26 protein-coding genes are annotated in these 21,973 nt (G+C 66.1%); 10 read left to right on the top strand and 16 right to left on the bottom strand.

Features of this window, described 5'->3' with window-relative positions:
* Positions 1-3 precede the first annotated feature (3 nt).
* On the top strand, positions 4-630 hold the full coding sequence (locus ACODS0_RS17220) for an SRPBCC family protein (protein ID WP_218299136.1): 627 nt from the start codon (positions 4-6) through the stop codon (positions 628-630).
* 165 nt (positions 631-795) lie between these two features.
* Complete coding sequence (locus ACODS0_RS17215; RefSeq protein WP_488836130.1) at positions 796-1,878, top strand: XdhC family protein; 1,083 nt, start codon at positions 796-798, stop codon at positions 1,876-1,878.
* Positions 1,879-1,880: 2 nt separating this feature from the next.
* On the opposite strand, the gene ACODS0_RS17210 is transcribed toward ACODS0_RS17215, so the two are convergent.
* From ACODS0_RS17210 to ACODS0_RS17175, 8 genes are all read right to left on the bottom strand, one after another.
* Positions 1,881-2,390 carry a low molecular weight protein-tyrosine-phosphatase gene (locus ACODS0_RS17210; RefSeq protein WP_121507166.1) on the bottom strand — a complete coding sequence of 170 codons (510 nt, stop codon included), beginning with the start codon at positions 2,388-2,390 and terminating at the stop codon, positions 1,881-1,883.
* A gap of 20 nt (positions 2,391-2,410) precedes the next feature.
* The gene (locus tag ACODS0_RS17205) at positions 2,411-3,100 is read right to left on the bottom strand and encodes a glutathione S-transferase family protein (RefSeq protein ID WP_488836129.1); all 690 of its coding nucleotides are present in this window, start codon (positions 3,098-3,100) and stop codon (positions 2,411-2,413) included.
* Between the two features lie 136 nt (positions 3,101-3,236).
* On the bottom strand, positions 3,237-3,407 hold the full coding sequence (locus tag ACODS0_RS17200; RefSeq protein ID WP_162995995.1) for a hypothetical protein: 171 nt from the start codon (positions 3,405-3,407) through the stop codon (positions 3,237-3,239).
* Positions 3,408-3,501: 94 nt separating this feature from the next.
* Positions 3,502-4,401: a transglutaminase-like domain-containing protein gene (locus ACODS0_RS17195; protein ID WP_121507164.1), complete on the bottom strand. Its 900-nt coding sequence runs from the start codon at positions 4,399-4,401 to the stop codon at positions 3,502-3,504.
* A gap of 274 nt (positions 4,402-4,675) precedes the next feature.
* Positions 4,676-5,278 (bottom strand): histidine phosphatase family protein, encoded by a 603-nt coding sequence (locus tag ACODS0_RS17190; RefSeq protein WP_488836128.1) that lies wholly within the window; start codon positions 5,276-5,278, stop codon positions 4,676-4,678.
* A complete protein-coding gene (locus ACODS0_RS17185) occupies positions 5,256-6,224 on the bottom strand; it encodes an MBL fold metallo-hydrolase (RefSeq protein WP_121419351.1) in 969 nt (322 codons plus the stop codon). The genes ACODS0_RS17190 and ACODS0_RS17185 overlap by 23 nt, the downstream gene beginning before the upstream one ends.
* Positions 6,225-6,350: 126 nt before the next feature.
* Complete coding sequence (locus tag ACODS0_RS17180; protein WP_121507161.1) at positions 6,351-6,719, bottom strand: hypothetical protein; 369 nt, start codon at positions 6,717-6,719, stop codon at positions 6,351-6,353.
* A 19-nt stretch (positions 6,720-6,738) separates the two neighbouring features.
* Positions 6,739-7,491, bottom strand: coding sequence for an IclR family transcriptional regulator (locus ACODS0_RS17175; RefSeq protein ID WP_488836127.1), 753 nt, complete (start codon positions 7,489-7,491; stop codon positions 6,739-6,741).
* Between the two features lie 90 nt (positions 7,492-7,581).
* Between ACODS0_RS17175 and ACODS0_RS17170 the strand changes: the two genes are divergently transcribed.
* From ACODS0_RS17170 to ACODS0_RS17140, 7 genes are all read left to right on the top strand, one after another.
* A complete protein-coding gene (locus ACODS0_RS17170; protein ID WP_488836126.1) occupies positions 7,582-8,430 on the top strand; it encodes an SDR family oxidoreductase in 849 nt (282 codons plus the stop codon).
* On the top strand, positions 8,427-9,761 hold the full coding sequence (locus tag ACODS0_RS17165) for a flavin-containing monooxygenase (protein WP_488836125.1): 1,335 nt from the start codon (positions 8,427-8,429) through the stop codon (positions 9,759-9,761). Before ACODS0_RS17170 ends, ACODS0_RS17165 begins: the two co-directional genes overlap by 4 nt.
* A 181-nt stretch (positions 9,762-9,942) precedes the next feature.
* Positions 9,943-10,878: a bile acid:sodium symporter family protein gene (locus tag ACODS0_RS17160; protein ID WP_488836124.1), complete on the top strand. Its 936-nt coding sequence runs from the start codon at positions 9,943-9,945 to the stop codon at positions 10,876-10,878.
* Complete coding sequence (locus ACODS0_RS17155) at positions 10,875-11,882, top strand: NAD-dependent epimerase/dehydratase family protein (RefSeq protein ID WP_488836123.1); 1,008 nt, start codon at positions 10,875-10,877, stop codon at positions 11,880-11,882. Before ACODS0_RS17160 ends, ACODS0_RS17155 begins: the two co-directional genes overlap by 4 nt.
* Positions 11,879-12,814, top strand: coding sequence for an EamA family transporter (locus tag ACODS0_RS17150; protein ID WP_488836122.1), 936 nt, complete (start codon positions 11,879-11,881; stop codon positions 12,812-12,814). The genes ACODS0_RS17155 and ACODS0_RS17150 overlap by 4 nt, the downstream gene beginning before the upstream one ends.
* Positions 12,815-12,874: 60 nt before the next feature.
* On the top strand, positions 12,875-13,501 hold the full coding sequence (locus ACODS0_RS17145) for an ABC transporter ATP-binding protein (protein ID WP_488836121.1): 627 nt from the start codon (positions 12,875-12,877) through the stop codon (positions 13,499-13,501).
* 97 nt (positions 13,502-13,598) lie between these two features.
* Positions 13,599-14,240, top strand: coding sequence for a LysE family translocator (locus ACODS0_RS17140; RefSeq protein ID WP_488836120.1), 642 nt, complete (start codon positions 13,599-13,601; stop codon positions 14,238-14,240).
* 283 nt (positions 14,241-14,523) lie between these two features.
* On the opposite strand, the gene ACODS0_RS17135 is transcribed toward ACODS0_RS17140, so the two are convergent.
* The 8 genes from ACODS0_RS17135 to ACODS0_RS17100 are packed head-to-tail and all read right to left on the bottom strand — an operon-like array spanning position 14,524 to position 20,363.
* Positions 14,524-15,351, bottom strand: coding sequence for a LytR/AlgR family response regulator transcription factor (locus ACODS0_RS17135; RefSeq protein WP_488836119.1), 828 nt, complete (start codon positions 15,349-15,351; stop codon positions 14,524-14,526).
* The gene (locus tag ACODS0_RS17130) at positions 15,348-16,436 is read right to left on the bottom strand and encodes a sensor histidine kinase (protein WP_121419360.1); all 1,089 of its coding nucleotides are present in this window, start codon (positions 16,434-16,436) and stop codon (positions 15,348-15,350) included. Before ACODS0_RS17130 ends, ACODS0_RS17135 begins: the two co-directional genes overlap by 4 nt.
* A complete protein-coding gene (locus ACODS0_RS17125; protein WP_306556150.1) occupies positions 16,433-16,750 on the bottom strand; it encodes a 2TM domain-containing protein in 318 nt (105 codons plus the stop codon). The genes ACODS0_RS17130 and ACODS0_RS17125 overlap by 4 nt, the downstream gene beginning before the upstream one ends.
* Positions 16,751-16,805: 55 nt before the next feature.
* The gene (locus ACODS0_RS17120; protein ID WP_488836118.1) at positions 16,806-17,849 is read right to left on the bottom strand and encodes an alpha/beta hydrolase; all 1,044 of its coding nucleotides are present in this window, start codon (positions 17,847-17,849) and stop codon (positions 16,806-16,808) included.
* 27 nt (positions 17,850-17,876) lie between these two features.
* Positions 17,877-18,941, bottom strand: a complete 1,065-nt coding sequence (locus ACODS0_RS17115; RefSeq protein WP_488836204.1) for an alpha/beta hydrolase family protein — start codon at positions 18,939-18,941, stop codon at positions 17,877-17,879.
* Positions 18,942-18,984: 43 nt separating this feature from the next.
* Positions 18,985-19,275 (bottom strand): 2TM domain-containing protein, encoded by a 291-nt coding sequence (locus ACODS0_RS17110; protein WP_436130608.1) that lies wholly within the window; start codon positions 19,273-19,275, stop codon positions 18,985-18,987.
* A gap of 58 nt (positions 19,276-19,333) precedes the next feature.
* Positions 19,334-19,906, bottom strand: coding sequence for a DUF6622 family protein (locus ACODS0_RS17105; protein ID WP_142144400.1), 573 nt, complete (start codon positions 19,904-19,906; stop codon positions 19,334-19,336).
* Between the two features lie 46 nt (positions 19,907-19,952).
* Entirely contained in the window at positions 19,953-20,363 is a 411-nt protein-coding gene (locus ACODS0_RS17100; RefSeq protein ID WP_121419366.1) for a DUF2306 domain-containing protein, read from the bottom strand.
* A 307-nt stretch (positions 20,364-20,670) separates the two neighbouring features.
* Here ACODS0_RS17100 and ACODS0_RS17095 point away from each other — a divergent pair, with 307 nt between their 5' ends.
* Positions 20,671-21,972 (top strand): efflux RND transporter periplasmic adaptor subunit, encoded by a 1,302-nt coding sequence (locus ACODS0_RS17095; protein WP_174240365.1) that lies wholly within the window; start codon positions 20,671-20,673, stop codon positions 21,970-21,972.
* The last annotated feature ends 1 nt before the right edge of the window (position 21,973 follow it).

Genomic DNA, 21,973 nt, shown 5'->3' with positions numbered 1-21,973 from the left:
ACCATGGAAATGCAAGCCAGCCGCACCCTCGCCGTGAGCCAGCAGCAGGCCTGGGAAGCGCTCAACGATCCTGAGGTGCTCAAGCTGTGCATCCCCGGCTGCGACAAGGTCGAGGCGACCGGTGACAACCAATACGCGGTCGCCATGGCGCTCAAGATCGGCCCCGTGTCGGCCAAGTTTGCGGGCAAGATCACGCTGTCGGACATCGTGCCGCCGGAGAGCTACACCATAGCCTTCGACGGATCGGGTGGTGTGGCGGGTTTTGGCAAGGGCAATGCGCAGGTCAAACTGGTGCCTTTGCCCGCGGATGCCGCTGGGCAGGAAAGCTGCGAGCTGCACTACACCGTGCATGCCACGGTGGGCGGCAAGATCGCTCAGCTGGGACAGCGGCTCATCGACGGCGCGGCCAAGAGCATGGCAGAGGATTTTTTCAAGCGCTTTGACAACGAAATGCAAAGCCGCCATCCGCGCGCGCCGGCAGACGATGGTGCGGCATCCTCCGAAGCGCCCACCGAGCCTGGGGCACTGGCGGCGTCGGCGGGGGAGGATATTCCCCCCAGCGGCATTCCGGTTTGGGTGTGGGTGGTGGGCGCGGCGGCGCTGGTGCTGATAGCCTGGGCAATCAATTGACTCCCCCTGAGCCGCTTCGCGTCTTCCCCCTGAGGGGGACGCCTCCGGTGGCCCGGCAAAGCCGGATCCACGGTGGCGCTGGCCCGGGCACCGCGCGGTTTCAGACGCAGCGGGCGTAGACGGGAATATCTGAATAAGCGGCAGAAATGAATTGGTGACGGAACGATGGAAAACCTGGATGTGATGGTGTTGCGCACGCTGCAGGGCTGGCGGGCCGCCGGGCGGCGGGCGTTGCTGGCGACGGTGGTGCGCACGTGGGGCTCTTCACCCCGGCCGGTGGGCTCCATCATGGCGCTGTGTGAAGACGGTTCGGTGGTGGGGTCTGTGTCGGGCGGGTGCATTGAGGACGATCTGATCGATCGCCATACACGGGCCTATGCACAGGGCGCGCCCACGGCGAACGCGGGCAAAGATCACCGCATTCCCAGCGGCCCGCCGACGTTTGTGAAATACGGCGTCACCGCAGACGAGGCGCACCGCTTCGGCTTGCCCTGTGGCGGAACGCTGGAGCTGCTGCTGGAGTACGACCCGGCCCCGGACAGCCTGGCAACACTGATCACCGCGCTGGAGGCTGGGCGCCTGATGCAGCGCAGTGTGCGCTTGGTCGACGGCGCGGTCACGCTAACGCCTGCGGCAGCGCCCACCGAGCTGGTGGTGGATGCTGAGCGGCTTACCAACACCTTTGGCCCCGAGTACCGCATGCTGCTGATCGGCGCGGGCCAGCTGGCGGAATACCTGGCCACCATGGCGCTGTTCAACGGGTTTGCGGTAACGGTGTGCGACCCGCGCGAGGAATACCGGGGCAGCTGGAACGTGCCCGCTGCCACGGTGGTGAGTGACATGCCCGACGACGTGGTGCTGGCCTTCAAGCCCGACCGACGCAGTTGCGTGGTGGCCCTCACGCACGACCCCAAGCTCGATGACCTGGCGCTGCTGGAGGCGCTGAACACGGATGCGTTCTATGTGGGTGGCATCGGCTCGCGCCGCAACAACGAGGCGCGCCGTGCCCGCATGATCGAACACTTCGACCAGACCGAGGAGAGCCTGGCGCGCCTGCGCGGGCCGATTGGCATCTACATCGGCAGCAAGACACCACCCGAGATTGCGGTGAGCGTGATGGCCGAAATTTTGGCCGTCAAAAACGGTGTCACCCTGCCGCGCGACATGGAAGTGGCCCAGGCCAAGAATGACCGGGAGCTGGCGCACAACGACCCCGGTGCGCTGGTGTGTGGGGTGCGCGCCGCGTAGTGCTAAAGCGGCCTGGACCGCCGCTGCAACTGCTGCCGCACATGGTGCAGCAGGCCATCACAGGCGTCTTCCACCAGGTCCAGCACCTCCTCAAAACCAGCGGCCCCGCCGTAGTACGGATCGGGCACCACGGGGCTGTCGAACCGTTGGCAGAACTCTGTCATACGGCGCAACTTGCGGGCGTGTTCGGGTGGGCAAAGGTCTTGCGCAAGGGCCAGGTTGTCCCAGTCCATCGCCAGAACCAGATCGTGGCGTTCAAAGTCGTTGGCCAGCATCTGCCGAGCGCGCAGATCCGACAGGTCGTAGCCCCGTTGCGCCGCATGGCGTTGCGTCCGCTCGTCCGGTGCCTTGCCGGGGTGGTAGTTGTGGGTGCCTGCCGAGTCCACACGCACCTGGCTGGCCAAACCACTGTGAACCACCTTGTGCCGGAACACGCCGTGGGCCGTGGGGCTGCGGCAGATGTTGCCCATGCACACAAAAAGCACCGAGTAGGTAGCGACGCGGTCAGGCATCTCTGTGATCCCGACGATGTTCAGGCGGACATCACCACCGGGCCACCTTTGGCAATGCCGCGCTGGTACGCGGGGCGGGCCTCCATGCGCTGCTTGTAGGCCAGAAGGTTGGGGCACGCACCGGCCTTGCTGGCACGTGAGAGGGCGGCCTCCACCGCAAAGCTCATCTGAAAATCGGCCATGGTGAGGTGATCGCCCGCAAACCAGCGGTGCGTGCCCAGGTGCTGCTCCATGAAGTCGAGCGCGGTGTTCACATTGGGGTCGATCAATTTCTCCTGCACCGTGCCGCACAGTGCCTTGGCGATGGGCTTGACGAAGAACGGCATGGGCTGGGTCGGGATGGTCATGAACACCAGCTTCATCACCAGCCAGTTCATGAGCGAGCCTTCGGCGTAGTGCATCCAGAAGCGGCACTGGCGGTACTCTGGCGTGCGCGGCGCCGGTTGCAGGTGGGCCAGGTCGCCGCCCGCCTGGGCTCCGTAGGTTTCCACCAGGTATTCGATGATCGCGCCCGACTCGGCGATGACCTCTTTGCCGTCGGTGATCACCGGTGATTTGCCCAGCGGGTGGATCTTCTTGAGTTCGGGCGGGGCCAGCTTGGTGGCCTTGTCGCGCTGGTAGATTTTCAGCTCGTAGGGAACACCCAGTTCTTCGAGCAGCCAGAGAACGCGCTGCGAGCGCGAGGTTTCGAGGTGATGGACGGTGATCATGGGTGAATATTGGCACAGGTTGCCGGAGCAAGGCGCCACCGGCCGGGTGGTGTGAAAGCCCCAGAAAGCAAAAAGCCCTCTGGCGAGGGCTTTCTTGCAAGGAACCAACCGCAGTCGGCCCGTGGCGATCTGGCGATCAGCCGCCCTTCTTGGAGCGCTTGCCAGGGTTCTTCTTGCTGCGGGTTGCCACACCGCGTTCCAGGCTCACGCGCTGGCCACGGCCGGGAGTGGCCAGGGTGTAGCCGGGCACGGGCGTAGGGCGGGGGGTGCGCTTGCGGTCTGCTTCGGTGACGATCTTGTTGCCCATGGTAGGTCTCTGAGTTGGTGGAAAAAGGAGAGATTTTAGGCCACAGCCGGGTTGCCGGGCTTTCAAAGGTGTTTGGCAGGTGTTTTGTGGGTGCTCAGGCCGCCACAAAACCTGCGGCCACACCCGCCGCCACACCTGCGCCGTGGTCGGTGGACAGCGCTTGTGTGCAATGGCGGGGCAACTCAAAACCCCGCGCGGCATCCTGAATGGCCATCGTACGGATCACGGGGGGCTTGGCCCACACGCCACCGAAGATGGTGGCAAAGGCCACATCTGCCGCATCCCTCCCCACACCAAACCGCAGCAGGCCCATGGGGATCGCCGTGCCAGACGGGTCAAAGATGTACCAGCGGTCGCCCAGGTACACCTCCACATAGGCATGAAAGTCGGGGGGGCCCAGGGCCGGGTCAGCGCCGTAGTCGGTTCCGGTGGTGAAGCGGGCCGGGATGTTGATGGCGCGGCACAAGGCAATCATGAGGTGGGCGAAGTCACGGCACACGCCCACCTGCTCCACCAGCGTGTCCACCGCAGAGGTGTTGGAGTTGGAAGTGTTGGAGGTGAACGCCACGTGCCGCTGCACCCAGTCGCAGATCGCCTGCACGCGGCTGTGCCCTTGCCACAGCGCACCAAACTCGTTCGTCGCCAGGCGCAGCAGCCGGTCGGACTGGCAATACCGGCTGGGGTAGATGTAGCCCATTACCTCTTGCGGCAGGCGCCGCACCGGTACTTCTGCCAATTGGGAGGGGTCGATGCGGTAGTGGTTGATATCGACCGTGGCTGAATACGACAGCTCCAGCGTGCCGGGCTCGCCATGCAGCCGCAGATAGCGGTTTCCAGTGGCTGGGTCGGTATGAATGTGGTGGGCAATGGGCTGGTTGATGACAAGGCGCTCTGCGCTTACCGACTGGTTGGGTGTCTGCGCCGCGTGGATGTTGAAGACAAAATCGGCACCATGCTGGTCCACCTCGTAGCTCAGATCAATCTGCAGCTCCATGCGTACGCGGTCATGGCTTGGCTGGTCTGCAGGGACTGTGCCGACTTGCTGGGCGGGGTAGGGGGCAGGCCAGGTGGCAGCGTTGCGGGTATTTGACTGCGGGGGAGGGCTTTGGGTGTTTGCCATGGGCATGTCCTTCGTGCACCGCGTTCCGGGGCATCCGGCACAGCAGCGTGGCTTGAGGATAGTCCTTTCCCCCGCGCCCGATGTAGGCGAACGACCCGCCGCCATGCCCGCCCGCTACCCATTCGCGGGAAGCCGCCAGGTCACCCCGTCAGGCGGGTATGGAAAGACGCGCCAGGACCTCGACGTTGCCACTGCGATCTGCCCGGAGAATCAGCCCCTCGCCCGAGCTGGTGTTGGTACTTGCCAGGTCGGACAGCACAAACATGTGGGTGAACCACACTTCGAAACGACCGGGCTGAGACGACGCTGTGGCCAGCGCTGTACGCAGTTCACGCAGGTGGGCCGCACCGGTGGTCTCCGGGCTACCCCGGGGCGACCCGAGTGCCGCCCAGACCTGCGGCGTACCAAAGGCGAGGGCGGCACTGTCCACGCAGCGGCACCAGGGGCTTGATAAAACCTTGCCAGGTTGGAGTTGCCGTTGCTGAAACCACGCGCCCACGCTGCGTGCCTGTGCGCGGCCTTCTTCGCTCAGATTGCGCTGGGTGCTGCAGTCACCCAGGCGGAATCCTGGGGGGTCGAATGTGCCGGGGGCCAGCGAGTGGCGGAAGGCGGCCACCACCCCGCCCTTGCGCAACAAGGCTTCGGCATCCGCGTCTTGCGCCGCCCAGCCACGCAGGCTGGCCAAGGCCAGCCCGGCGCTCAGCACCGCACGGCGGGCAATGCGGGGCTCAGGCGGCAGGCTGGAAGGCATAGCCATTGCCAGAAACCGCCATGCGGCCAAACGCAGGGAACGGGAAGTGGAAGCCGCCCAGCATGGCATTGCTGGCGGTGATGCGCTGGAACACATCGCGCCGCACCTTGCGCGCAGCCTCGGCGTCCATGTCAAAGGTCACAGCCCAGTCGGGATTGCGAGCGAACAGCGCAGGCACATTGGTCAGGTCTGCCACGTAGAAGAACTTCTGGCCCGACGAGGTCAGCTCGAACAGCGTATGACCCGGCGTGTGGCCATAGGCCGCCACAGACTTGATGCCCGGCGCCACTTCCGCATCGGCCGCAAACTGCACCAGCGTGTCTGCGGGCATGGTGGCAAAGGTGCGGCGCACGTTATCGAATGCACCCTTCATGCCTGCGGGCGCAGCTGCCATGCGGGCGTCGTCCATCCAGAACGCGTGTTCGGCGGCAGGCACCATCACCTTGGCCTTGGGGAAAACCAACTCACCGGCCTTGTTGCGGATGCCGTTGATGTGGTCGCCGTGGTAGTGGCTGATCAGCACGGTGTCGATGTCGGCTGCCTGCATGCCTGCCGCGCGCAGGCTGTCGAGCAGCTTGCCGGTGGTGGCGCCACCAAACTCGCCCAAGCCGGTGTCGATGAGGATCTTGCGCGCGCCTGCCACCACCAGAAAGGGTGTGTAGGGCACGTCGATGTAGTCGGTGGGCAGTCCTTGCGATGCCAGCAGCGCACGCACCTCGGTCAGCGGCGCGTTCTTCACAAATTCCTCTCCCAGCGGGCGGCGCGTGATGCCATCGTTCAGCGCAATCACCTCCACATCGCCCACCTTCATGCGGCGAAAGCCGGGGCTGGGCAAGGTGGGGGTTCCGAAGTTGGGCGCGTTCTGGGCCCACACGGGGACAAACGAGCCCGCTGCGTAAACGGTGGTGGCAAGGCTTGCACCCAGGAAGTGGCGGCGTGACAGCATGAAACTCTCCGGTCTTGAGTTGAACTGAGGAGTCGCAACTGTAACGATGCCCGAGAGATTGCCGCTTGCCGACGCGCTAACCTGTTCGCAACGTGGGGCTTTTGCTGGTAATTGGGGCTATGGAGGCTATTCGATCGCGAAGGCGTCGCGCAACGCACCGCAAAAGTCAGCATTTCCGCTGATTGTCAATGTGATCGTGGTCCGCGGTGGGGCGGGGTTGCCTGGCGCCGCACGCAGTTGCCCGGCGGGGTCATCAAACGTCAGCACCAGCGGTGTGCTGATCTCCTGCACGCCTTGCAGGTCGTAGTGCCATATGCCCCCATCTTCCGACGGGCCGCAGGCATCGGGCCAATGCTGGTGCGCCCAGACCAGCACGGCGCTGATCTCGGCATGTAATGCGGGAATCTGCGCGGGCTGCACGCTCGCCATGGCGTCAAACGTACCTACGCCGTCCGCGTCTTCGCTGTAGTCAAAATCCAGGTAGTTCAGGTTCATGGTGTCCGTTAAAGAGATGTCATGTCCAGGTACGGCCCAGCGCCTGGGCGGCTTCGCCCAGGCGGGTCACCTGCTGTAGCGCCTGCGCCAGCGGCATGCGTGCCGCCGGTGCTTGCAGGGCCACGGCGCAGCGTACCTGCCGCCGCCCGCTGCCCAGCACAGGCACAGCCACACAAACGAGACCGTCCACAAACTCTTCGGCATCTGTGGCGTAACCCTGCCGCAGGATCTGCTCCAGCTCGGCCTCTAGGGCGGTGCGGTCGATCAAAGTGGTGGCCGTGTGGCGGGTCAGCGGCAGTCCGTCCAGGATCGCCGCCCGGCGCGCGGCCGACAGGTGGGCCAGAAACAGCTTGCCGCTGGCCGAGCAGTGGATGGGCACGCGCGTGCCGGGCCGCAGCTCCATGCGCAGCGGAAAGGCCGACTCCACGCGGTCCAGGTAGATCACCTCGGCGCCGCTGAGCGCCGTGAGGTTGCAGCTCTCGCCAATATCGGCCACCAGCTGGCGCAGCACCGCATGGCGCACGCCATGCTGGGTGCCCGCGCTGAGCGTGCTTTCGGCCAGGCGCAGCAGGCGGGGTGCGGGGGTGTAGCGGCGCCCATCGGGCTCGCGGGCCAGCAGGCCACCGCTTTCCAGCTGGCCCAGCATGCGGTGCACGCTGGGTTTGGGCCAGCCTGTGGCCTCGATGGCGTCCGCCAGGCTGAACGGGCGGCCATGGGCGCACATGATTTCCAGCAGTTCAAACAGGCGCAGGCTGGGGGATGAGTTGGTCATAAATCCCGAAATTCGAGACGAATCCATAAAACATTTCGGGATTATTGAGCATTGTGGCTAAGCTGCAAACCAACATTTCACGGGGTGCTCATGGCGGCGACTTTTCAGAACGCGGTACTCACAGGCGCTTGTGGTGGCCTGGGCCAGGCCCTGGCGCGGGAGCTGATCGGCGAAGGCGCCGCCGTCGCGCTGGTGGGGCTTCACTTGCCCACGTTGCGGGCACTGGCTGCGCTGGCGCCTGGGCGCTGCGCGGTGTACACGCCCGATGTGGCCGACAGCACCGCGATGCAGGCCATGGCGGCCGACTGGATGGCGCTCTCGGGCGCGGTGCCCGACCTCGTCATTGCCAACGCGGGCGTGGCAGGCGGCTTTGACACTGCCGAAGCCGACGACCTCGCGGTGCTGCGCCGCATGCTGGAGATCAACCTGCTGGGCGCGGCCACCACCTTTCAGCCGTTTGTGAAAGCCATGCGCGCGCAGCGGCGAGGCGCCCTGGTGGGTGTGGCCAGCATTGCAGGCTGGCGCGGCATGCCGGGCAACGGTGCCTATTGCGCGAGCAAGGGCGGGCTCATCCGCTACCTGGAGAGCCTGCGTGCCGAGCTGCGTGGTGAACGCATTGTGGTCAGCACGGTGAGCCCTGGCTACCTTCGCACCGCGCTTACGGCGGGCAATCGTTTTGCCATGCCGGGCCTGATGGAGCCCGAAGCCGCAGCCCGGGACCTGCTGGCGGGCGTCGCGCAAGGTCGTACCCACATCGTGCTGCCCGCGCGCATCGGCTGGCTGGCCCGCTTGCTGAACCTGTTGCCCGATGCCCTGCACGACCGCCTGCTGCTGGGCCAGCCGCGCAAGCCGCGCGTGGGCGAGGCGGGGGCCACGGCCATTCCGGGCCTGCCGTTGCCTACGGAGACACCGATACACAACGAAAGCAAAAACGCATGACAACGGAGACAACACCCACTGTGGCAGATACCCGCACCCAGATCGCTCTGATAGGCGCCGGCCCCAGTGGCCTGGCGGCTGCGCGCAACCTGCAAAAGCTGGGGGTGCCCTTCCAGGGCTTTGAAGCACACACCGACGTGGGCGGCCTGTGGAACATCGAGAACCCGCGCAGCACGGTGTATGAGTCCGCGCACCTCATCTCCAGCAAACACACCACGGAGTTCACCGAATTCCCCATGCGACCCGAGGTGGCCGACTACCCCAGCCACCGCGAGATGCGGCAGTACTTCATGGACTTTGCCGCGCACTTTAGTTTGCGCCCGCACTACTGGTTTGGTACCCGCGTGCTGAAGGTCGAGCCCGTGGGCGAGGGCGCAGCGCCGCTGTGGCGCGTCACCTGGAGCCAGCACGGCGGACCCGCGCAGACCGCAGAGTTCAAGGGCGTGGTGATTGCCAATGGCACGCTGGCCGAGCCCAACATGCCGCGCTTTGAAGGCCAGTTTGATGGCGAACTGCTGCACACCAGCGCCTACAAAAGCGCGGAGTTGTTCAAAGGCAAACGCGTGTTGGTGGTGGGCGCGGGCAACTCGGGCTGCGACATAGCCGTGGATGCGGTGCATTACGCGCGCAGCGTGGATCTGTCGGTGCGGCGCGGCTACTACTTCGTCCCCAAATACGTGTTCGGCCAGCCCGCCGACACGCTGGGTGGCAAGTTCAAGATGCCGCCCTGGCTCAAGCAGAAGATCGACAGCGTGGTGCTGCAGTGGTTCACCGGCGACCCGGCGCGGTTTGGCCTGCCCAAGCCCGACTACAAGATGTACGAATCGCACCCCGTGGTGAACTCGCTGGTGCTGCACCACCTGGGTCACGGCGACATCCATGTGAAGCCCGATATTGCGCGCCTGCAGGGCCACACCGTGTTTTTCAAGGACGGTAGCGCGCATGACTACGACCTGGTGCTCTGCGCCACCGGCTACAAGCTGCACTACCCTTTTATCGACCACAGCCTGCTCAACTGGAACGGCATGGCGCCGCAGCTGTACCTCAACATCCTGTCGCCGCGCTTCGACAACCTGGCCGTGATGGGGATGATCGAGGCCAGCGGCATCGGCTGGCAGGGCCGTTACGAGCAAGCGGAGCTGGTAGCGCGCTTTTTCAAGGCGCAGTCTGAAGGATCGCCGCGCGCCGAGGCCTTGCGCCAGGCCAAGGCCGGACCTCCACCCGATCTGTCGGGTGGCTTCAAGTACCTGAAGCTTGAACGCATGGCGTACTACGTCCACAAGGACACCTACCGCAACGCGGTGCGGGCAGCGGCCGCTGCCCTGGCATGAAAGCCCCCCTGAGGCGCTGCGCGCCTTCCCCCCGCTCTCGCAGCGCTGCGCACTGCGGGCGAGGGGACGACGCCCTCGCTGCGGGGCGGCCCTTGCTCGGCGTCCCACGCCGTCGCTGCGACAGTTTCGTGCGTTGCGCGTTTCGCAATACGCGGTGAAGAACTGAACTCAAAGGTTATCTATGCTCCCCGTCGACGAAATCCGCCTCAACTTCAACCCCGCGTCCTTGGTGGCGCTCAACGTGGTGCTGGGGTTTCTCATGTTCGGCATTGCGCTCGATACGCGCGTGGCCGACTTCAAGCGCGTGCTGCGCATGCCCGGCGCCATGGCGGTGGGCATTGCGGCGCAGTTCATCGTGCTGCCTGCCGTGACCTTTGTGCTCACGCTGCTGCTCCAGCCCGGCCCCAGCATCGCGCTGGGCATGATCCTGGTGGCCTGCTGCCCGCCGGGCAATGTGAGCAACATCCTCACGCACCGCGCCGGGGGCAATGTGGCGCTGTCGGTGTCGATGACGGCGATCTCCAACGCGCTGGCGATTGTGCTCATGCCGCTCAACTTCGCGTTCTGGGGCGGTTTGCACCCCACGGCGGCGCCGCTGTTGCGCAGCATTGCGCTCGACCCGCTGGAGATGGCGGGGCACATCGTCGCCATCATCGGGCTGCCGTTTGCGCTGGGCATTCTGTGTGCGGAGAAGCTGCCGCGTTTCACGCAGCGGGTGAACAAGCCCGTGCGCATCCTCAGCTTTGTCTGCCTGATCGGTTTCATCGTCGGGGCCGTGGCGGGCAACTGGCGCTACTTCCTCGACTACGTGGGGCTGGTGCTTCTGGCCGTGGTGTTGCATGACGCACTGGCCTTTGGCACCGGCTATGCCTGCGCGCGGCTCAGCGGCTTGTCGGACTACGACCGGCGCGCGGTGAGCATTGAGGTGGGCATCCGCAACGCGGGCCTGGGCCTGGTGCTGATCTTCAGTTTTTTTGGAGGTCTGGGGGGCATGGCCGTGGTGGCGGGTGTCTGGGGCTTCTGGGACATCATTGCCGGCCTGGCGCTGGCGGGATGGTGGGGCCGCAGACCTGCGGGGGTGCCGCCGGGGGCTTCGGCCAAGGAGCACGGCGCATGACGGCTTCTTCATTGGCAACGCGCCGCATCCTGGTGACCGGGGCCGACGGTTTTCTGGGCCGGGGTGTAGTGGCCGCCCTTGCGCGCGAGGGTGTGCACACGCTGGTGGCGGCCGATGTGCGCGAGGTGCCTGCCGAGCGCCGCCTGCCTGGCGTGATCTATCTGGTACAGGACGTGCGTGACCCCGCGCTGGCGCAGACGCTGGCCGACCATGCCATCGACAGCGTGGTGCACCTGGCCTCCATCGTCACGCCGGGCAAAGGATCCAACCGCGAATTCGAATACTCCGTGGATGTGCTCGGCAGCAAAAATGTGCTCAACGCCTGCGTGGCCACGGGGGTGAAACATATTGTGGTCAGCTCCAGCGGCGCGGCCTATGGTTACCACGTCGACAACCCGGCCTGGCTGCGGGAGACCGATGCGCTGCGCGGCAATGAGGTTTTTGCCTATGCCCACCACAAGCGGCTGGTGGAAGAGATGCTGGCGCAGTACCGCGCGGACCACCCCGCGCTGGCGCAGACGGTGCTGCGCATCGGCACCATCCTGGGCGAGCGGGTGGACAACCAGATCACCGCGCTGTTCGACAAACGCCGCCTGCTGGCCATCCGTGGCAGCGAGAGCCCGTTTGTTTTCATCTGGGACGAGGACGTGACCGGCGCCATCCTGCATGCGTTGCGCACGCAGCGCGCTGGCTGTTTCAACCTGGCGGGCGATGGTGCGCTGCCGCTGCGCGAGATCGCCCGGCGCCTGGGTAAACCGGTGCTGGAGTTGCCTGCGGGCCTGCTGCGTGCCGCGCTGGCGGTGGGCTCCGCGCTGGGCCTGAGCCGCTACGGGCCAGAGCAACTGGATTTTCTGCGTTACCGCCCCGTGCTGCTCAATGCCGCGCTCAAGGAGGTGCTGGGCTACGTGCCCGGCAAGACCAGCGCAGAGGCGTTCGAAGCCTTTGTGGCTGCCCGGGCGCGCCAAGGGCGGCCGGTGGCTGCGGCTGCGGCGGTGGCTGCATGACGGCGCTGGCACTGAGCCGTGGCGACCTGCTGCGCGCGCTGGCCGTGGTGGTCATCTGGGGGCTGAACTTTGTGGTGATGAAGCTGGGCTTGCAGGGGCTCAGCCCCATGCTGCTGGGTGCCCTGCGTTTCACTGCGGCATCCTTGCCGTTTCTGCTGTTCGTGCCCCGCCCATCGATGCCCTGGCGCTTTGTGGTGGGCTACGGGCTGGCGCAGGGGCTGGGGCAGTTCGGCTTTCTGTTCCTGGGTCTGCAGCTGGGCATGACGGCGGGCATGGCCTCGGTGGTCATGCAGACGCAGGCGTTTTTTACGCTGCTGCTGGCTGCACCGCTGCTGGGTGAGCGCGCCAAACCCTGGCAGTGGTGGGGTCTGCTGCTGGCGTTTGGCGGGCTCATGACGATTGGTCTTGCCCATGGAGAAGGGCCCGGGCAGATGACGCTGGCCGGTTTTGTGCTCACCCTTGGCGCGGCCTTCATGTGGGCGGTGTCCAACCTGGTGGCACGCCGCGCTGCGCAGGCAGGGGCTTACGCGCCGTTTCCGTTCATCGTGTGGAGCAGCGTGGTGCCCATCGTTCCGTTCTTTGCGCTGGCGGTGTGGACCGAAGGCGCCAGCGGTGTCGTGGCGCAATTGCAGGCGGTGGACGGCAGGGCTTTGCTCGCAGTGCTTTACCTCGCATTGCTGGCCACCTTGCTGGCCTACACGCTGTGGACGCAGCTGCTGCAACGCCACGCGGCCGGGCGGGTGACGCCGTTTTCGCTGCTGGTGCCAGTGGTAGGGCTGTGGGCTGCGTATGCGTTTTTGGGCGAAACGCCCTTGCCGCTGCAGTGGGCGGGCGCAGCCGCTGTGTTGTGTGGCCTGGTGGTCAACCAGACCGGTGGCTGGCTGTGGGCACGGTGGCGGCGCAAAGCCGAGACCCACTCGACCGCTCTCTAGAATCCTGGACCGGCGCAGGCTTGTACGGAATGTCCTGCGCAACAAACCCAAGGAAGCAGGATGTCTGAGAACGTGGTGTTGCAGGTGGAGGGGCTGTGTTTTGCCTATCCCGAATGTGGGGTGCTCAACCAGTGGTCGGTGGCGCTGCCTGCAGGCCTGGCGCTGGTGCGTGGCGACGAAAGCAGTGGCAAGACCACGCTGCTGCGCCTGCTTGCGGGTGAACTCACGGCACAGGCCGGGCGCATCACGCTGCAGGGTGTGCGCCTGAGCGACGCGCCCAAGGCCTTTGCGCACATGGTGTTCTGGGTTGATCCCCGTGCTGGCGACCTGGACAAACTCACCGCCCGTGGCTGGCTGGACAGCCTGCCCGCGCACTACCCGCTGTGGGATGCGGCAGCGCTGGCCACGCACATTGAAGGCTTCACGCTGCACGAGCATCTGGACAAGCCGTTCTACGCGCTGTCCACCGGCAGCAAGCGCAAGGTGCTCATGGCCGGGGCGCTGGCCTCGGGCGCGCCGCTGACCTTGATCGACGAGCCTGTGGGCGGGCTGGACAAGCCGTCGGCCACCTACCTGGGCCGCGCCCTGGCGCAGGTGGCGGGCCAGCCCGGGCGGGTGGTGGTCGTGGCGCATTACGAGGCTTTGCCCGGCGTGCCCTGGGGCACGGTGGTGGAACTGAACGGTTGAGTGGTGTCCGGGGCACCGAGCGCCTGCGCCTTCCGCCCCCGCTTGTTTTAGACTGGGCCGCTATCGGGTGTTTTCCCGTTCTCTGAAGGACTGTTTCATGGACGCGCTTCTTTTTGCCCCGGTGGCGGTTGCCATTGCGCTCACGCCCGGCCCCAACAATTTCTGTGGCCTCAACAACGGCATTCGCGCGGGGATTGGTGCGGCCATGGTGGCGACGCTGGGGCGGGTGGCTGCGTTCGCGATTTTCCTGACGGTGTCTGCGGTGGGCCTGGGGGCCATGCTGCTGGCGTCCGAGGCGGCCTTCACGGTCGTGAAGTGGGTAGGGGCCTGCTACCTGTTCTGGCTGGGCTGGCGCGCGTGGCGCAGCCGTGAGTTCAGCGGGCTGGATGTGGTGGATGGCGCAGACGGAGGTGCGGTCAAAGCGGGCGGTGCACCGGTGCGCCTGCAGTCGCTCATCGCGCAGGAGTTCTTGCTGGGCATCACCAATCCCAAGGCCATCATCCTGTTTGCAGCTGTCTTTCCGCAGTTCATCGACCCCGGCCAGCCGGCCCTGCGCCAGTTTGTGGTGCTGGGGGCGGTGTACCTGGGGGCTGAGTTTGTCTCCACGGCGGTTTATGCGGCGGGGGGCCGGCAGATCCGCCGGTTTATCCGCACCTCGCGGGGTGTGGTGCGTCTCAACAAGGCCACCGGCGGGTTCTTCATGGGGGCGGGTGGCCTGCTGCTGGCCACCAATCGGTAAGAACGTGTTTACGATCTTTTCAGGGCCGCGCAAGTACCTTGCCGGGATGGGATGCTAGGCGCGGTGCGCAGTTGATAGCTTGGCTATCAACAAGCGCCGCAACACCGCAGACCGCCCGGCAAGGCACTTGCCCCAAGGGTTGGAGTGAAATCGGGCGATTGAACGCCCCGGCTGCTTGCATGGGCATGGGCCCATGCGGCGCATCCGTTGCATCCATTCATCCCGATTGCACTCCAATGCGGCCCCGAAAAGACCGTAAACACGTTCCAAGAACTCTCGGGGACTACATCGCCTTGAACAGGTGCGCGTAAAGGCGGCTCACGGGCAGCTTCTCGGTCCGGCCCGCCAGCTCCAGATGCAGCTTGCCCGCCTCGTCGCGCGTCACTGTGGTGATGGCGCTGGCGCGCACCAGGGTGCTGCGATGTATCTGCCAGAACACCTGCGTATCAAGCTGGCTCGTCAGCTCCTTGAGCGGCGTGCGGATCAGGTACTCGCGCGCCGCAGTCAGCACCCGCACGTATTTGTCGGCCGCTTCAAAGTACAGCACGTCGGCCACCGGCACCATGTGGATCTGGCTGCCGCTGCTGGCCTGGATGAGGGTGAGGGGGGCGGTGCTGCCTGGTGCCGCTGCAGCGGATGGCGAGGCAATGCCGGGCGCTGCCAGCAGGTGGCGCAGCTGCTCCATGGTTGCTTCTAAATTGATAGCTGGTTGCGCTTTATTCATAAGCGCTAGCTGCAGTTTTTGCACTGTTTTTTGCAGCCGGGCCGCCTGCACGGGCTTGAGCAGGTAGTCCACAGCCTGGGCTTCAAACGCTTGCACGGCGTACTGGTCGTAGGCCGTCACGAATACGAGTGCGGGAAACGGTTTGTCGTCGGGCCAGGCGTCGGCCAGTTCCACGGCGGCATCCAGCCCGCTTTGGCCCGGCATGCGGATGTCAAAGAAGAGCACGTCGGGGAGCAGGGCCAGCGCCTGCCTGACGGCCGACAGGCCGTCGCCCACGGTCGCGGCGATCTGCAGCGCGGGCCAGGCGCGGGCCAGCTCCTGCTGCAGTGCGGCAGCCAGCAGGTGTTCATCCTCGGCAATCAGGGCGCGGGGGGCGGGCTGGTTCATGGGTTGGGGGCGGATTTCAAAGGAAAAACGACGCTAGCGCTTGTCCCACCTGCGCTAGCAGCTATCAAATCAAGAGTGCCTGATGCGCCGTGCAAGGTGGCCAGGCGTTCACGCACCTGGGTCAGGCCAAAGCTCTGGCCGGGACCCGGCGTGGGCAGGGTGCCGGGCAGGCCCACGCCGGTGTCGTTGACCTCGATCACCAGCAGCGGGCCATTGGCGCCCGGGCGCGTGCTGGCACGCACGGTGATGTGGCCGCCTTCCACCTGGGGCTCCAGGCCGTGGCGTATGGCGTTTTCCACCAGGGGCTGCAGCAGCAGTGGCGGTACGGGCACATCCCGCAGTGCCTCGGGCAGGTCCAGCGTGTAGGCCATGCGCGGGCCCATGCGCACCGCCATCAGCTCCAGGTAGTCGCGCAGGCGGTCAAACTCGTTGGACAGCGGGTGCTGGGTGCTGCGCGACGCGGTGAGCGTGGCGCGCAGGTAGGCAATCATGCGGTCCAGCATCTCTTGCGCACGCGCGGGGTCTGTGCCGATCAGCACGCGCAGGTTGGCCAGCGTGTTGAACAGCATGTGCGGTTCGAGCTGGGTTTCCAGTAGCTTCAGGCGCGCCTCGCTCGCGTGCATGCGCGCCTCGGCCATCTTGTCTTCCAGATACGCCGATTTGTGGATGGCGTAGAAGTAGTAGCTGCCCACCAGCCCGGCAATGGCCGTGATGAGAATGGATGTGCGCTGGTCGGACCCGGTAGTGGACGTGCCCGGTGGGTAGAAGTGAAAGTAGTACACGCACAAGGCGTTGGCCAGCGCCGTGCCAGCCACGTACCCCACAACGATGCCCCCCGCCACCAGTGCCATGCCCTGCCACCCATGCGGCCAGCCCGTTTCGGCGGCAGACGGTATCAATTCGCGCCCCAGGTCGATCACGGCCCAGGTGAAGGTGCCGATCAGTATCGAATACACCACCGGCGGCCCGTAGGGCTTGTCGGGCATGAAGGCATATTGGATAGTCGCAACGACCAGGGTGAAGGCGAGCACCTGAAGGAAGTGCCGCAGCTTGCTGATGCCGTTGAAGGGGCGTCGCAGCATCATGGCCGGTTCTGATCTTGCTGCTTTTGGGCTTGTTCGCGCTGCAGGGCTTCGCGCTCGCGCTGCACCATGCGTTCGCGCAGGCCGTCGCCACTGCCCAGCAGGAACACCGACACCCCATGCAGCACCAGCCCCAGGCCCCAGCCCAGCAGTGGATAGATCGACCAGGGGCGCGTACCGAATGCGTAGCGCGACATGGCAAAGAGCAGCGCGTTCACCAGCACGAACGCTGCAGCGTGCACGTACCAACCCAGCTTGGCGCTGGCGCGCCGGCGGGCCAGCGTTTCGATTTCTTCGGGGCTAAGAGGGGAGGTCATGGCGGGGCGGTCGGGGGTGAAAAGCTCGGGGCGCTGCAGGGATTCTAGGGGCGGGCTACGCCGGGCAGGCGTGGCGCGCCACCGTGGCCACAGCCTGGGCGTCCAGCGTCAGCCCCATGTGGTTCACGCCGGGCACCAGGGTCACGGGCACAGGCTTGCCCGCCTGGGCAAACAGGTCGGCAAAGCGGTCGGCGTAAAAAAGCTCATCGTCCTGCCCGGCCACGATGCAGACCGTGCCCCGGGCATTGCGGATGTCGGCCTGGTAGTCGTCGTGGGGTCGAAAGTTGGTGGCCACCGTGTACGAATAGCGGGGCGTGAGCAGCTCGCGGGCTACGTCGTTGAGGGCAAAGCTCAGCACGGGCAGGTGGTTCCACCGGGTGATGCCGATCTGATTGAGCAGCGTGATGGCAACCATGCGGGGCAGGCCCACCGACACCCAGCCGCCGCTGTCAGGCCGCGATGTGGGGGCGTTGTGGTGCAAAAAAGGCGAAAGCAGCACATAGCGGTCGAACAGGTCCTGCCGCGCGCTGCCCGCAAAACGCAGCGCGAACCCGCCGCCTGCCGAAAACCCCATCAGCGTTTGCGGGCCAGCGTGCGGCACGGCGCGCAGAAAGTCCTCGATGTCGTCTTCCATCTGGCCGATGTACGCGGCCTGGCCCCTGGGGCCGGACGCGCCGTGCCCCCGCATGTCCAGGGAAGCCACGGCATAGCCCTCAGCCGCCAGCGCCTGTGCCAGCACGTGGTTGGACTGCCCGCGTGCGGAAGACCCATGCACCAATACCACCCGGCGCTGTGGTGTGGCTGCTGTTGCCGGACTGGGGCTGTAGCCATGCCACGCCAGTGAGGTACCGTCGCGCGCTGTGTAACGCTGGGCTGGTGGAACACCGCTGTAGTCCACACCCTTGAACGGATTGTTGATGCTGGACAGCGGCGGGATGTCGTGGGGGCCGCCCCAGGCGATGGCGGCAGCAAGTCCGGCAAGCCCCAGGGTCAGCAAGGCGGCAGCGATGAACAAGGGGTACCGGCTGCGGGGCCGCAATCTGGAGGTTTGCGTCATGGTGGCGAGCAGGCCGAGGGTGGCGGCAGAGATGAGGAGCATGGGGGCGTGTGACGCAGGATGGCCGCGTTAGGGCACTGGTTGAAAGGGGTGCAAGGGTTGCAGGTGCTGGGCGAAGAACGCCACGATGCGTGCATCCACCTCGGGCAGCACCTTGCGGTCAAAGCCGGGCGGGTCGCCCAGCAGCGCGGTCTGCACGTCGCTCAGCAGGTGCAGCGGTGGCATGGGCGACAGCATGGCGCCGTGGCTGGCGTCCGGCAGGTGGGCTACGTGGGTGCAGCGGTCCTGGCAGGCCGTGAGCACAGCGTCACTGTGAAAGCGCGGTACCTGGTTCACATCCATGCCCGCAGTCACCAGCCCCAGCGCGATGCTTGGGGTGGCAAGGGTGGCCATGTCAAAGTCGGCTGCAAAGGGCACGCTGGCCACGGCGGCTTGTATGCGGGGGTCCTGGTGTGTGTAGGCGGTGTCATCGCCAAAGCGGTGCCGTATCACGGTCAGTGCAAACCACTTCTTCAGGCCATCCAGCAGGTTGCCGTGCAAACGGGTGATGAACCCGACACAGGAGGAAAAATCATCGGCAATGTGGGCCTCGCAGTGCTGACGAAAGCGAGCGGGCGACCACGCGCCGCCCGCCAGCGTCAACGCCGTGTGGCCACCGGCGGAACCACCGAAGACCCCCACCTTGTCCAGGGTGAGCAACGGGGCCAGGCGGTTGTCTTGGGCCACGGCGTCGATGGCGCGGGAGACCTCGGCGGGGCGGCGCTTCCAGCTCTCGGGGCCGGGAGTGGATGGGTCTTTGGAGTTGTCTCCCGCATGTTCGGGCAATGCCACGACAAAACCTGCGGCCACCATTGCACGCGCAAGGTCGGTGTGGACCCACGGATTGCCGCCCGAACCGTGTGTGATGACGATCAGGCGGCCGTTGCCCCGCACGGGGCTGCCTTGCCAGGCCAGCTGCAGCTGGAAGGGGCCGCGCTGCACGGGTTCGTCGGCACTGCTGCTGGGGTAGAACACCGTGATGGGGCCATCCCCCAGCAAGCCGGGCAATTCCATCAGCCCCGTGCCCGCCTGGGAGGCGGTGACCGCACCCCATGTCGCCATTGTCAGCAGGGTCAGGGTCAGTCGTCGGAGCATCTTCATGGGATTTCTTTCGTGCGGAAGGAGGGTGTAGACGGGTTCAGGGACGTTGCCCCTGCTGCGCCAGACGGTCGCGTTCGGCCTGCACCATGCGCTCATGCAGCCCGCCGCCAGCAATCAGGAACACCACCGCCCCATGCACCACCAGGCCGATGCCCCATCCCAGGGCGGGGTACACCGCCCAGTGCCGCCCGCTGGCGGCCGACAAGGTGATCAGCAGCAGGTTGACCAGCAGATAGACGCCGGCGTGCATGTACCAGCCGAGTTTGGCCCCGGCGCGCTTGCGGGCCAGGCGTTCCATGGGGTCTTGGGTGGGGTGGATGTAGTGCATGGTGATGTCTCCAGACAAGGTGAGTCAGTTCGATGGGAGGGCAGGGTTCTGGCGGGGCTCAGGCGCCCACGGGGGATGCGCCGTAGACCACGCTTTGCTGCGCCAGGCGCCACATCCGCAGGGCCCGGGCGGCGAACAGGCCGTTGAACACCCCATAAAGGGCCGAGATCTGCAGCGCGAAGGTGCCGTCCCGTGCCAGGGTGGGTTGCATGGCCAGCTCGACCCCTACGAAATACTTGGTCAGGAAGATGCCGACGATCAGCGCGAGCGGCATGGCGCTGCCCGGAATGTAAAAACTGCGCGAAGAGGCGCTATAGAGCGTGCCGGTGGGCGCCGTGGGCTGGAACCACAGGGCCAGCGCCGTGGTCGCCGTGGCGGCTGCCAGCCAGAGACCCACTGCCTGTACGCCGGAGGAGGCCGAACCGCCGAATGCCGACAGCAGGCCTGCCACCGAGAAGGCGGCCATGCCCAGCGGCATGAGCTGGGTTCGCAGCAGGCTGGCGCTGCGGTCGCGCAGCTGGCTGGCTCCCAGCCCCACCAGGCCGGCCAGCATGCCCCAAACCCAGTAGGGGGTGTGACTGATGACCTGGAGCATTGCTTGGGGTTGGTGAACAATCAAATTGAGCAGCATGGGGGTCTCCTGAGTGGAAAGGGTGGATGGAGAGGGAACGGCAGGGTCAGATCACGCCCAGTGCCGACCAGAGCGAATGGCCGAGAAAGCGATCAGGCAGCAGAGTGAAGCCACCGGCCACCACGCAGGCGCCGATGTAGACGCGCTGCATGGTTTTGCGATGCCCGTCGATGTTGCGCCGGGCCAGGAAGACAAAAGACAGCACCAGCATCCCCAGCGTGACCGGTATCAGCAGGTGGATCAGCCCGAAGCTGCCCCAGCGCGGGCCCGGACCCCCACTGATGAAAATGGCCGACACGGCTGTGGCCACCATCAGGGTTACCCAGGCATACCCGGCGGCGCGGTGCAGGCGCGGGCGTTGGGTGGCACCCTTGCGGGCCCACAGGGCGATGGGGCCGATGGCGGTCGCGGCGAGCGCTGCGGCGAGGTGGATGGCGATGACGGGGGTGAGTTGCATGGTGTGGCTCCGGGCTCGTTCTTCAATGGAGCGGACTGTGCCGACACCGCCCCGCCGCTGCCAGCGGCTTGCGACGAAATGCGCCAGGGCCGCCGCGAAATGCAGGAGCGCGGCGTGACTTGCGGGCATTTTCGGTGGTCGGCCCGTTGGTGGATGTGCCTTCCCTACGAATTGCTTTGACCCCAAGGTTTACTTTTCTTCGCACAGCGTTCAAAGCAACGCGTGAACTGAGCCTCTACGATCCGGTACGGTTGACCGTGCTGACACCCGCCCTGCACGCACCCCGAGAACACGAATCAAGACCGCCATGAACCCCCAAGAAGTCAACGCGCCCCCGCCATCGGCCATTCCTCCCGCTCCCCCCGGCAAACCGCCACGCCGATCCCGATGGGTAGGAAGCCTGCTGGCGCTGGTGTTGGTGGGGCTGGTAGGAGGGGCGGCGTGGTATCTCATCCAGCGGGCCAATGGTGAATCCAGCGGCGGTCCGGGCTTTCCGGGGGGCGGGCGCCCCATGGTCACGGTGGGAGATGCCGTGGTGCGCAAGGCTGAACTGCCGGTGATCATCGATGCGCTGGGCACCGTGATCCCCGCCACCACGGTCACGCTGCGGCCCCAGGTGTCGGGCATGCTGACCCAGGTGCTGTTCACCGAGGGGCAGATGGTCAAAAAAGGGCAGTTGCTGGCGCAGATCGACCCCCGACCCTTCGAGCAGGCGCTGATGCAGGCCCAGGGCACCCGCCAGCGCGACGAGGCGCAGCTGGAGAACGCGCGCCTCACGCTGGAGCGCTACCGCACCTTGCTGTCGCAAGACTCCATCGCCCGCCAGGACGTGGATACGCAGGCCGCGCTGGTCAAACAGCTTGAAGGCACGGTGATGACCGACAAGGCCCAGGAGGGCACGGCGCGCCTGAACCTGGACTACACCCGCATCACCGCGCCCGCGTCGGGGCGCATCGGTCTTCGCACCGTGGATGCGGGCAACTACGTGACCTCGGGCGACACGGCGGGCCTGGCCACCATCACGCAGGTGGCGCCCATCGACGTGCAGTTCTCGGTGCCGCAGGACCGCGTGGCCGACATCCAGGCAGCGCAGGGCGCAGCGGACGCCCTGGCCGTGACGGCGCTGGACCGCACGCGCAAGGCCGAACTCGACAAGGGGCGTTTCTCTACGCTGGACAACCAGGTGGACACCACCACCGGCACCGTCAAGGCCAAGGCGCGGTTCGAGAACGCGGCGGGTGCACTGTTTCCCAACCAGTTTGTGAACGTGCAACTGCTGCTGCGCAACGTGCCCGCGCTGGTGGTGCCCGTGACCGCCGTGCGCACCGGCGCCAATGGCGACTACGTCTATGTCATCAACGAAGACCGCACGGTGTCGCTGCGCAAGGTCAAGCGCGGTCAGGCCACGGTGGGGCTGATGGCGATCACCGAAGGCCTGAAGGAAGGCGAACGTGTGGTGACCGAGGGCGGGGACCGCTTGCAGGATGGCATGGCCGTGCAGCTGCCGGGTGCGCAGGCCGCCCGTGCACCGCGTGCGGGGGCCAGCGGGCCGCGAGGGGAGCGTGGAGAAGGTGGCCAGCGCCGCCAGCGTCCTCCTCAGAATCCCTGAG

It is taken from the genome of Acidovorax sp. FG60 (assembly GCF_057808995.1).
This window is presented reverse-complemented; position numbering and strand designations above follow the sequence as displayed.

Excerpts from the sequence above, each read along its gene's own strand:
- ACODS0_RS17200 (WP_162995995.1), bottom strand. The coding sequence starts at position 3,407 with ATGGGCAACAAGATCGTCACCGAAGCAGACCGCAAGCGCACCCCCCGC.
- ACODS0_RS17120 (WP_488836118.1), bottom strand. The coding sequence starts at position 17,849 with ATGCTCCTCATCTCTGCCGCCACCCTCGGCCTGCTCGCCACCATGACG.
- ACODS0_RS17125 (WP_306556150.1), bottom strand. The coding sequence starts at position 16,750 with ATGACCTCCCCTCTTAGCCCCGAAGAAATCGAAACGCTGGCCCGCCGG.
- ACODS0_RS17130 (WP_121419360.1), bottom strand. The coding sequence starts at position 16,436 with ATGATGCTGCGACGCCCCTTCAACGGCATCAGCAAGCTGCGGCACTTC.
- ACODS0_RS17170 (WP_488836126.1), top strand. The coding sequence starts at position 7,582 with ATGGCGGCGACTTTTCAGAACGCGGTACTCACAGGCGCTTGTGGTGGC.
- ACODS0_RS17145 (WP_488836121.1), top strand. The coding sequence starts at position 12,875 with ATGTCTGAGAACGTGGTGTTGCAGGTGGAGGGGCTGTGTTTTGCCTAT.
- ACODS0_RS17165 (WP_488836125.1), top strand. The coding sequence starts at position 8,427 with ATGACAACGGAGACAACACCCACTGTGGCAGATACCCGCACCCAGATC.
- ACODS0_RS17175 (WP_488836127.1), bottom strand. The coding sequence starts at position 7,491 with ATGACCAACTCATCCCCCAGCCTGCGCCTGTTTGAACTGCTGGAAATC.
- ACODS0_RS17180 (WP_121507161.1), bottom strand. The coding sequence starts at position 6,719 with ATGAACCTGAACTACCTGGATTTTGACTACAGCGAAGACGCGGACGGC.
- ACODS0_RS17140 (WP_488836120.1), top strand. The coding sequence starts at position 13,599 with ATGGACGCGCTTCTTTTTGCCCCGGTGGCGGTTGCCATTGCGCTCACG.
- ACODS0_RS17215 (WP_488836130.1), top strand. The coding sequence starts at position 796 with ATGGAAAACCTGGATGTGATGGTGTTGCGCACGCTGCAGGGCTGGCGG.
- ACODS0_RS17205 (WP_488836129.1), bottom strand. The coding sequence starts at position 3,100 with ATGATCACCGTCCATCACCTCGAAACCTCGCGCTCGCAGCGCGTTCTC.
- ACODS0_RS17105 (WP_142144400.1), bottom strand. The coding sequence starts at position 19,906 with ATGCTGCTCAATTTGATTGTTCACCAACCCCAAGCAATGCTCCAGGTC.
- ACODS0_RS17095 (WP_174240365.1), top strand. The coding sequence starts at position 20,671 with ATGAACCCCCAAGAAGTCAACGCGCCCCCGCCATCGGCCATTCCTCCC.
- ACODS0_RS17160 (WP_488836124.1), top strand. The coding sequence starts at position 9,943 with ATGCTCCCCGTCGACGAAATCCGCCTCAACTTCAACCCCGCGTCCTTG.
- ACODS0_RS17220 (WP_218299136.1), top strand. The coding sequence starts at position 4 with ATGGAAATGCAAGCCAGCCGCACCCTCGCCGTGAGCCAGCAGCAGGCC.
- ACODS0_RS17110 (WP_436130608.1), bottom strand. The coding sequence starts at position 19,275 with ATGCACTACATCCACCCCACCCAAGACCCCATGGAACGCCTGGCCCGC.
- ACODS0_RS17100 (WP_121419366.1), bottom strand. The coding sequence starts at position 20,363 with ATGCAACTCACCCCCGTCATCGCCATCCACCTCGCCGCAGCGCTCGCC.
- ACODS0_RS17190 (WP_488836128.1), bottom strand. The coding sequence starts at position 5,278 with ATGCCTTCCAGCCTGCCGCCTGAGCCCCGCATTGCCCGCCGTGCGGTG.
- ACODS0_RS17195 (WP_121507164.1), bottom strand. The coding sequence starts at position 4,401 with ATGGAGCTGCAGATTGATCTGAGCTACGAGGTGGACCAGCATGGTGCC.
- ACODS0_RS17135 (WP_488836119.1), bottom strand. The coding sequence starts at position 15,351 with ATGAACCAGCCCGCCCCCCGCGCCCTGATTGCCGAGGATGAACACCTG.
- ACODS0_RS17185 (WP_121419351.1), bottom strand. The coding sequence starts at position 6,224 with ATGCTGTCACGCCGCCACTTCCTGGGTGCAAGCCTTGCCACCACCGTT.
- ACODS0_RS17155 (WP_488836123.1), top strand. The coding sequence starts at position 10,875 with ATGACGGCTTCTTCATTGGCAACGCGCCGCATCCTGGTGACCGGGGCC.
- ACODS0_RS17115 (WP_488836204.1), bottom strand. The coding sequence starts at position 18,941 with ATGCTCCGACGACTGACCCTGACCCTGCTGACAATGGCGACATGGGGT.
- ACODS0_RS17210 (WP_121507166.1), bottom strand. The coding sequence starts at position 2,390 with ATGCCTGACCGCGTCGCTACCTACTCGGTGCTTTTTGTGTGCATGGGC.
- ACODS0_RS17150 (WP_488836122.1), top strand. The coding sequence starts at position 11,879 with ATGACGGCGCTGGCACTGAGCCGTGGCGACCTGCTGCGCGCGCTGGCC.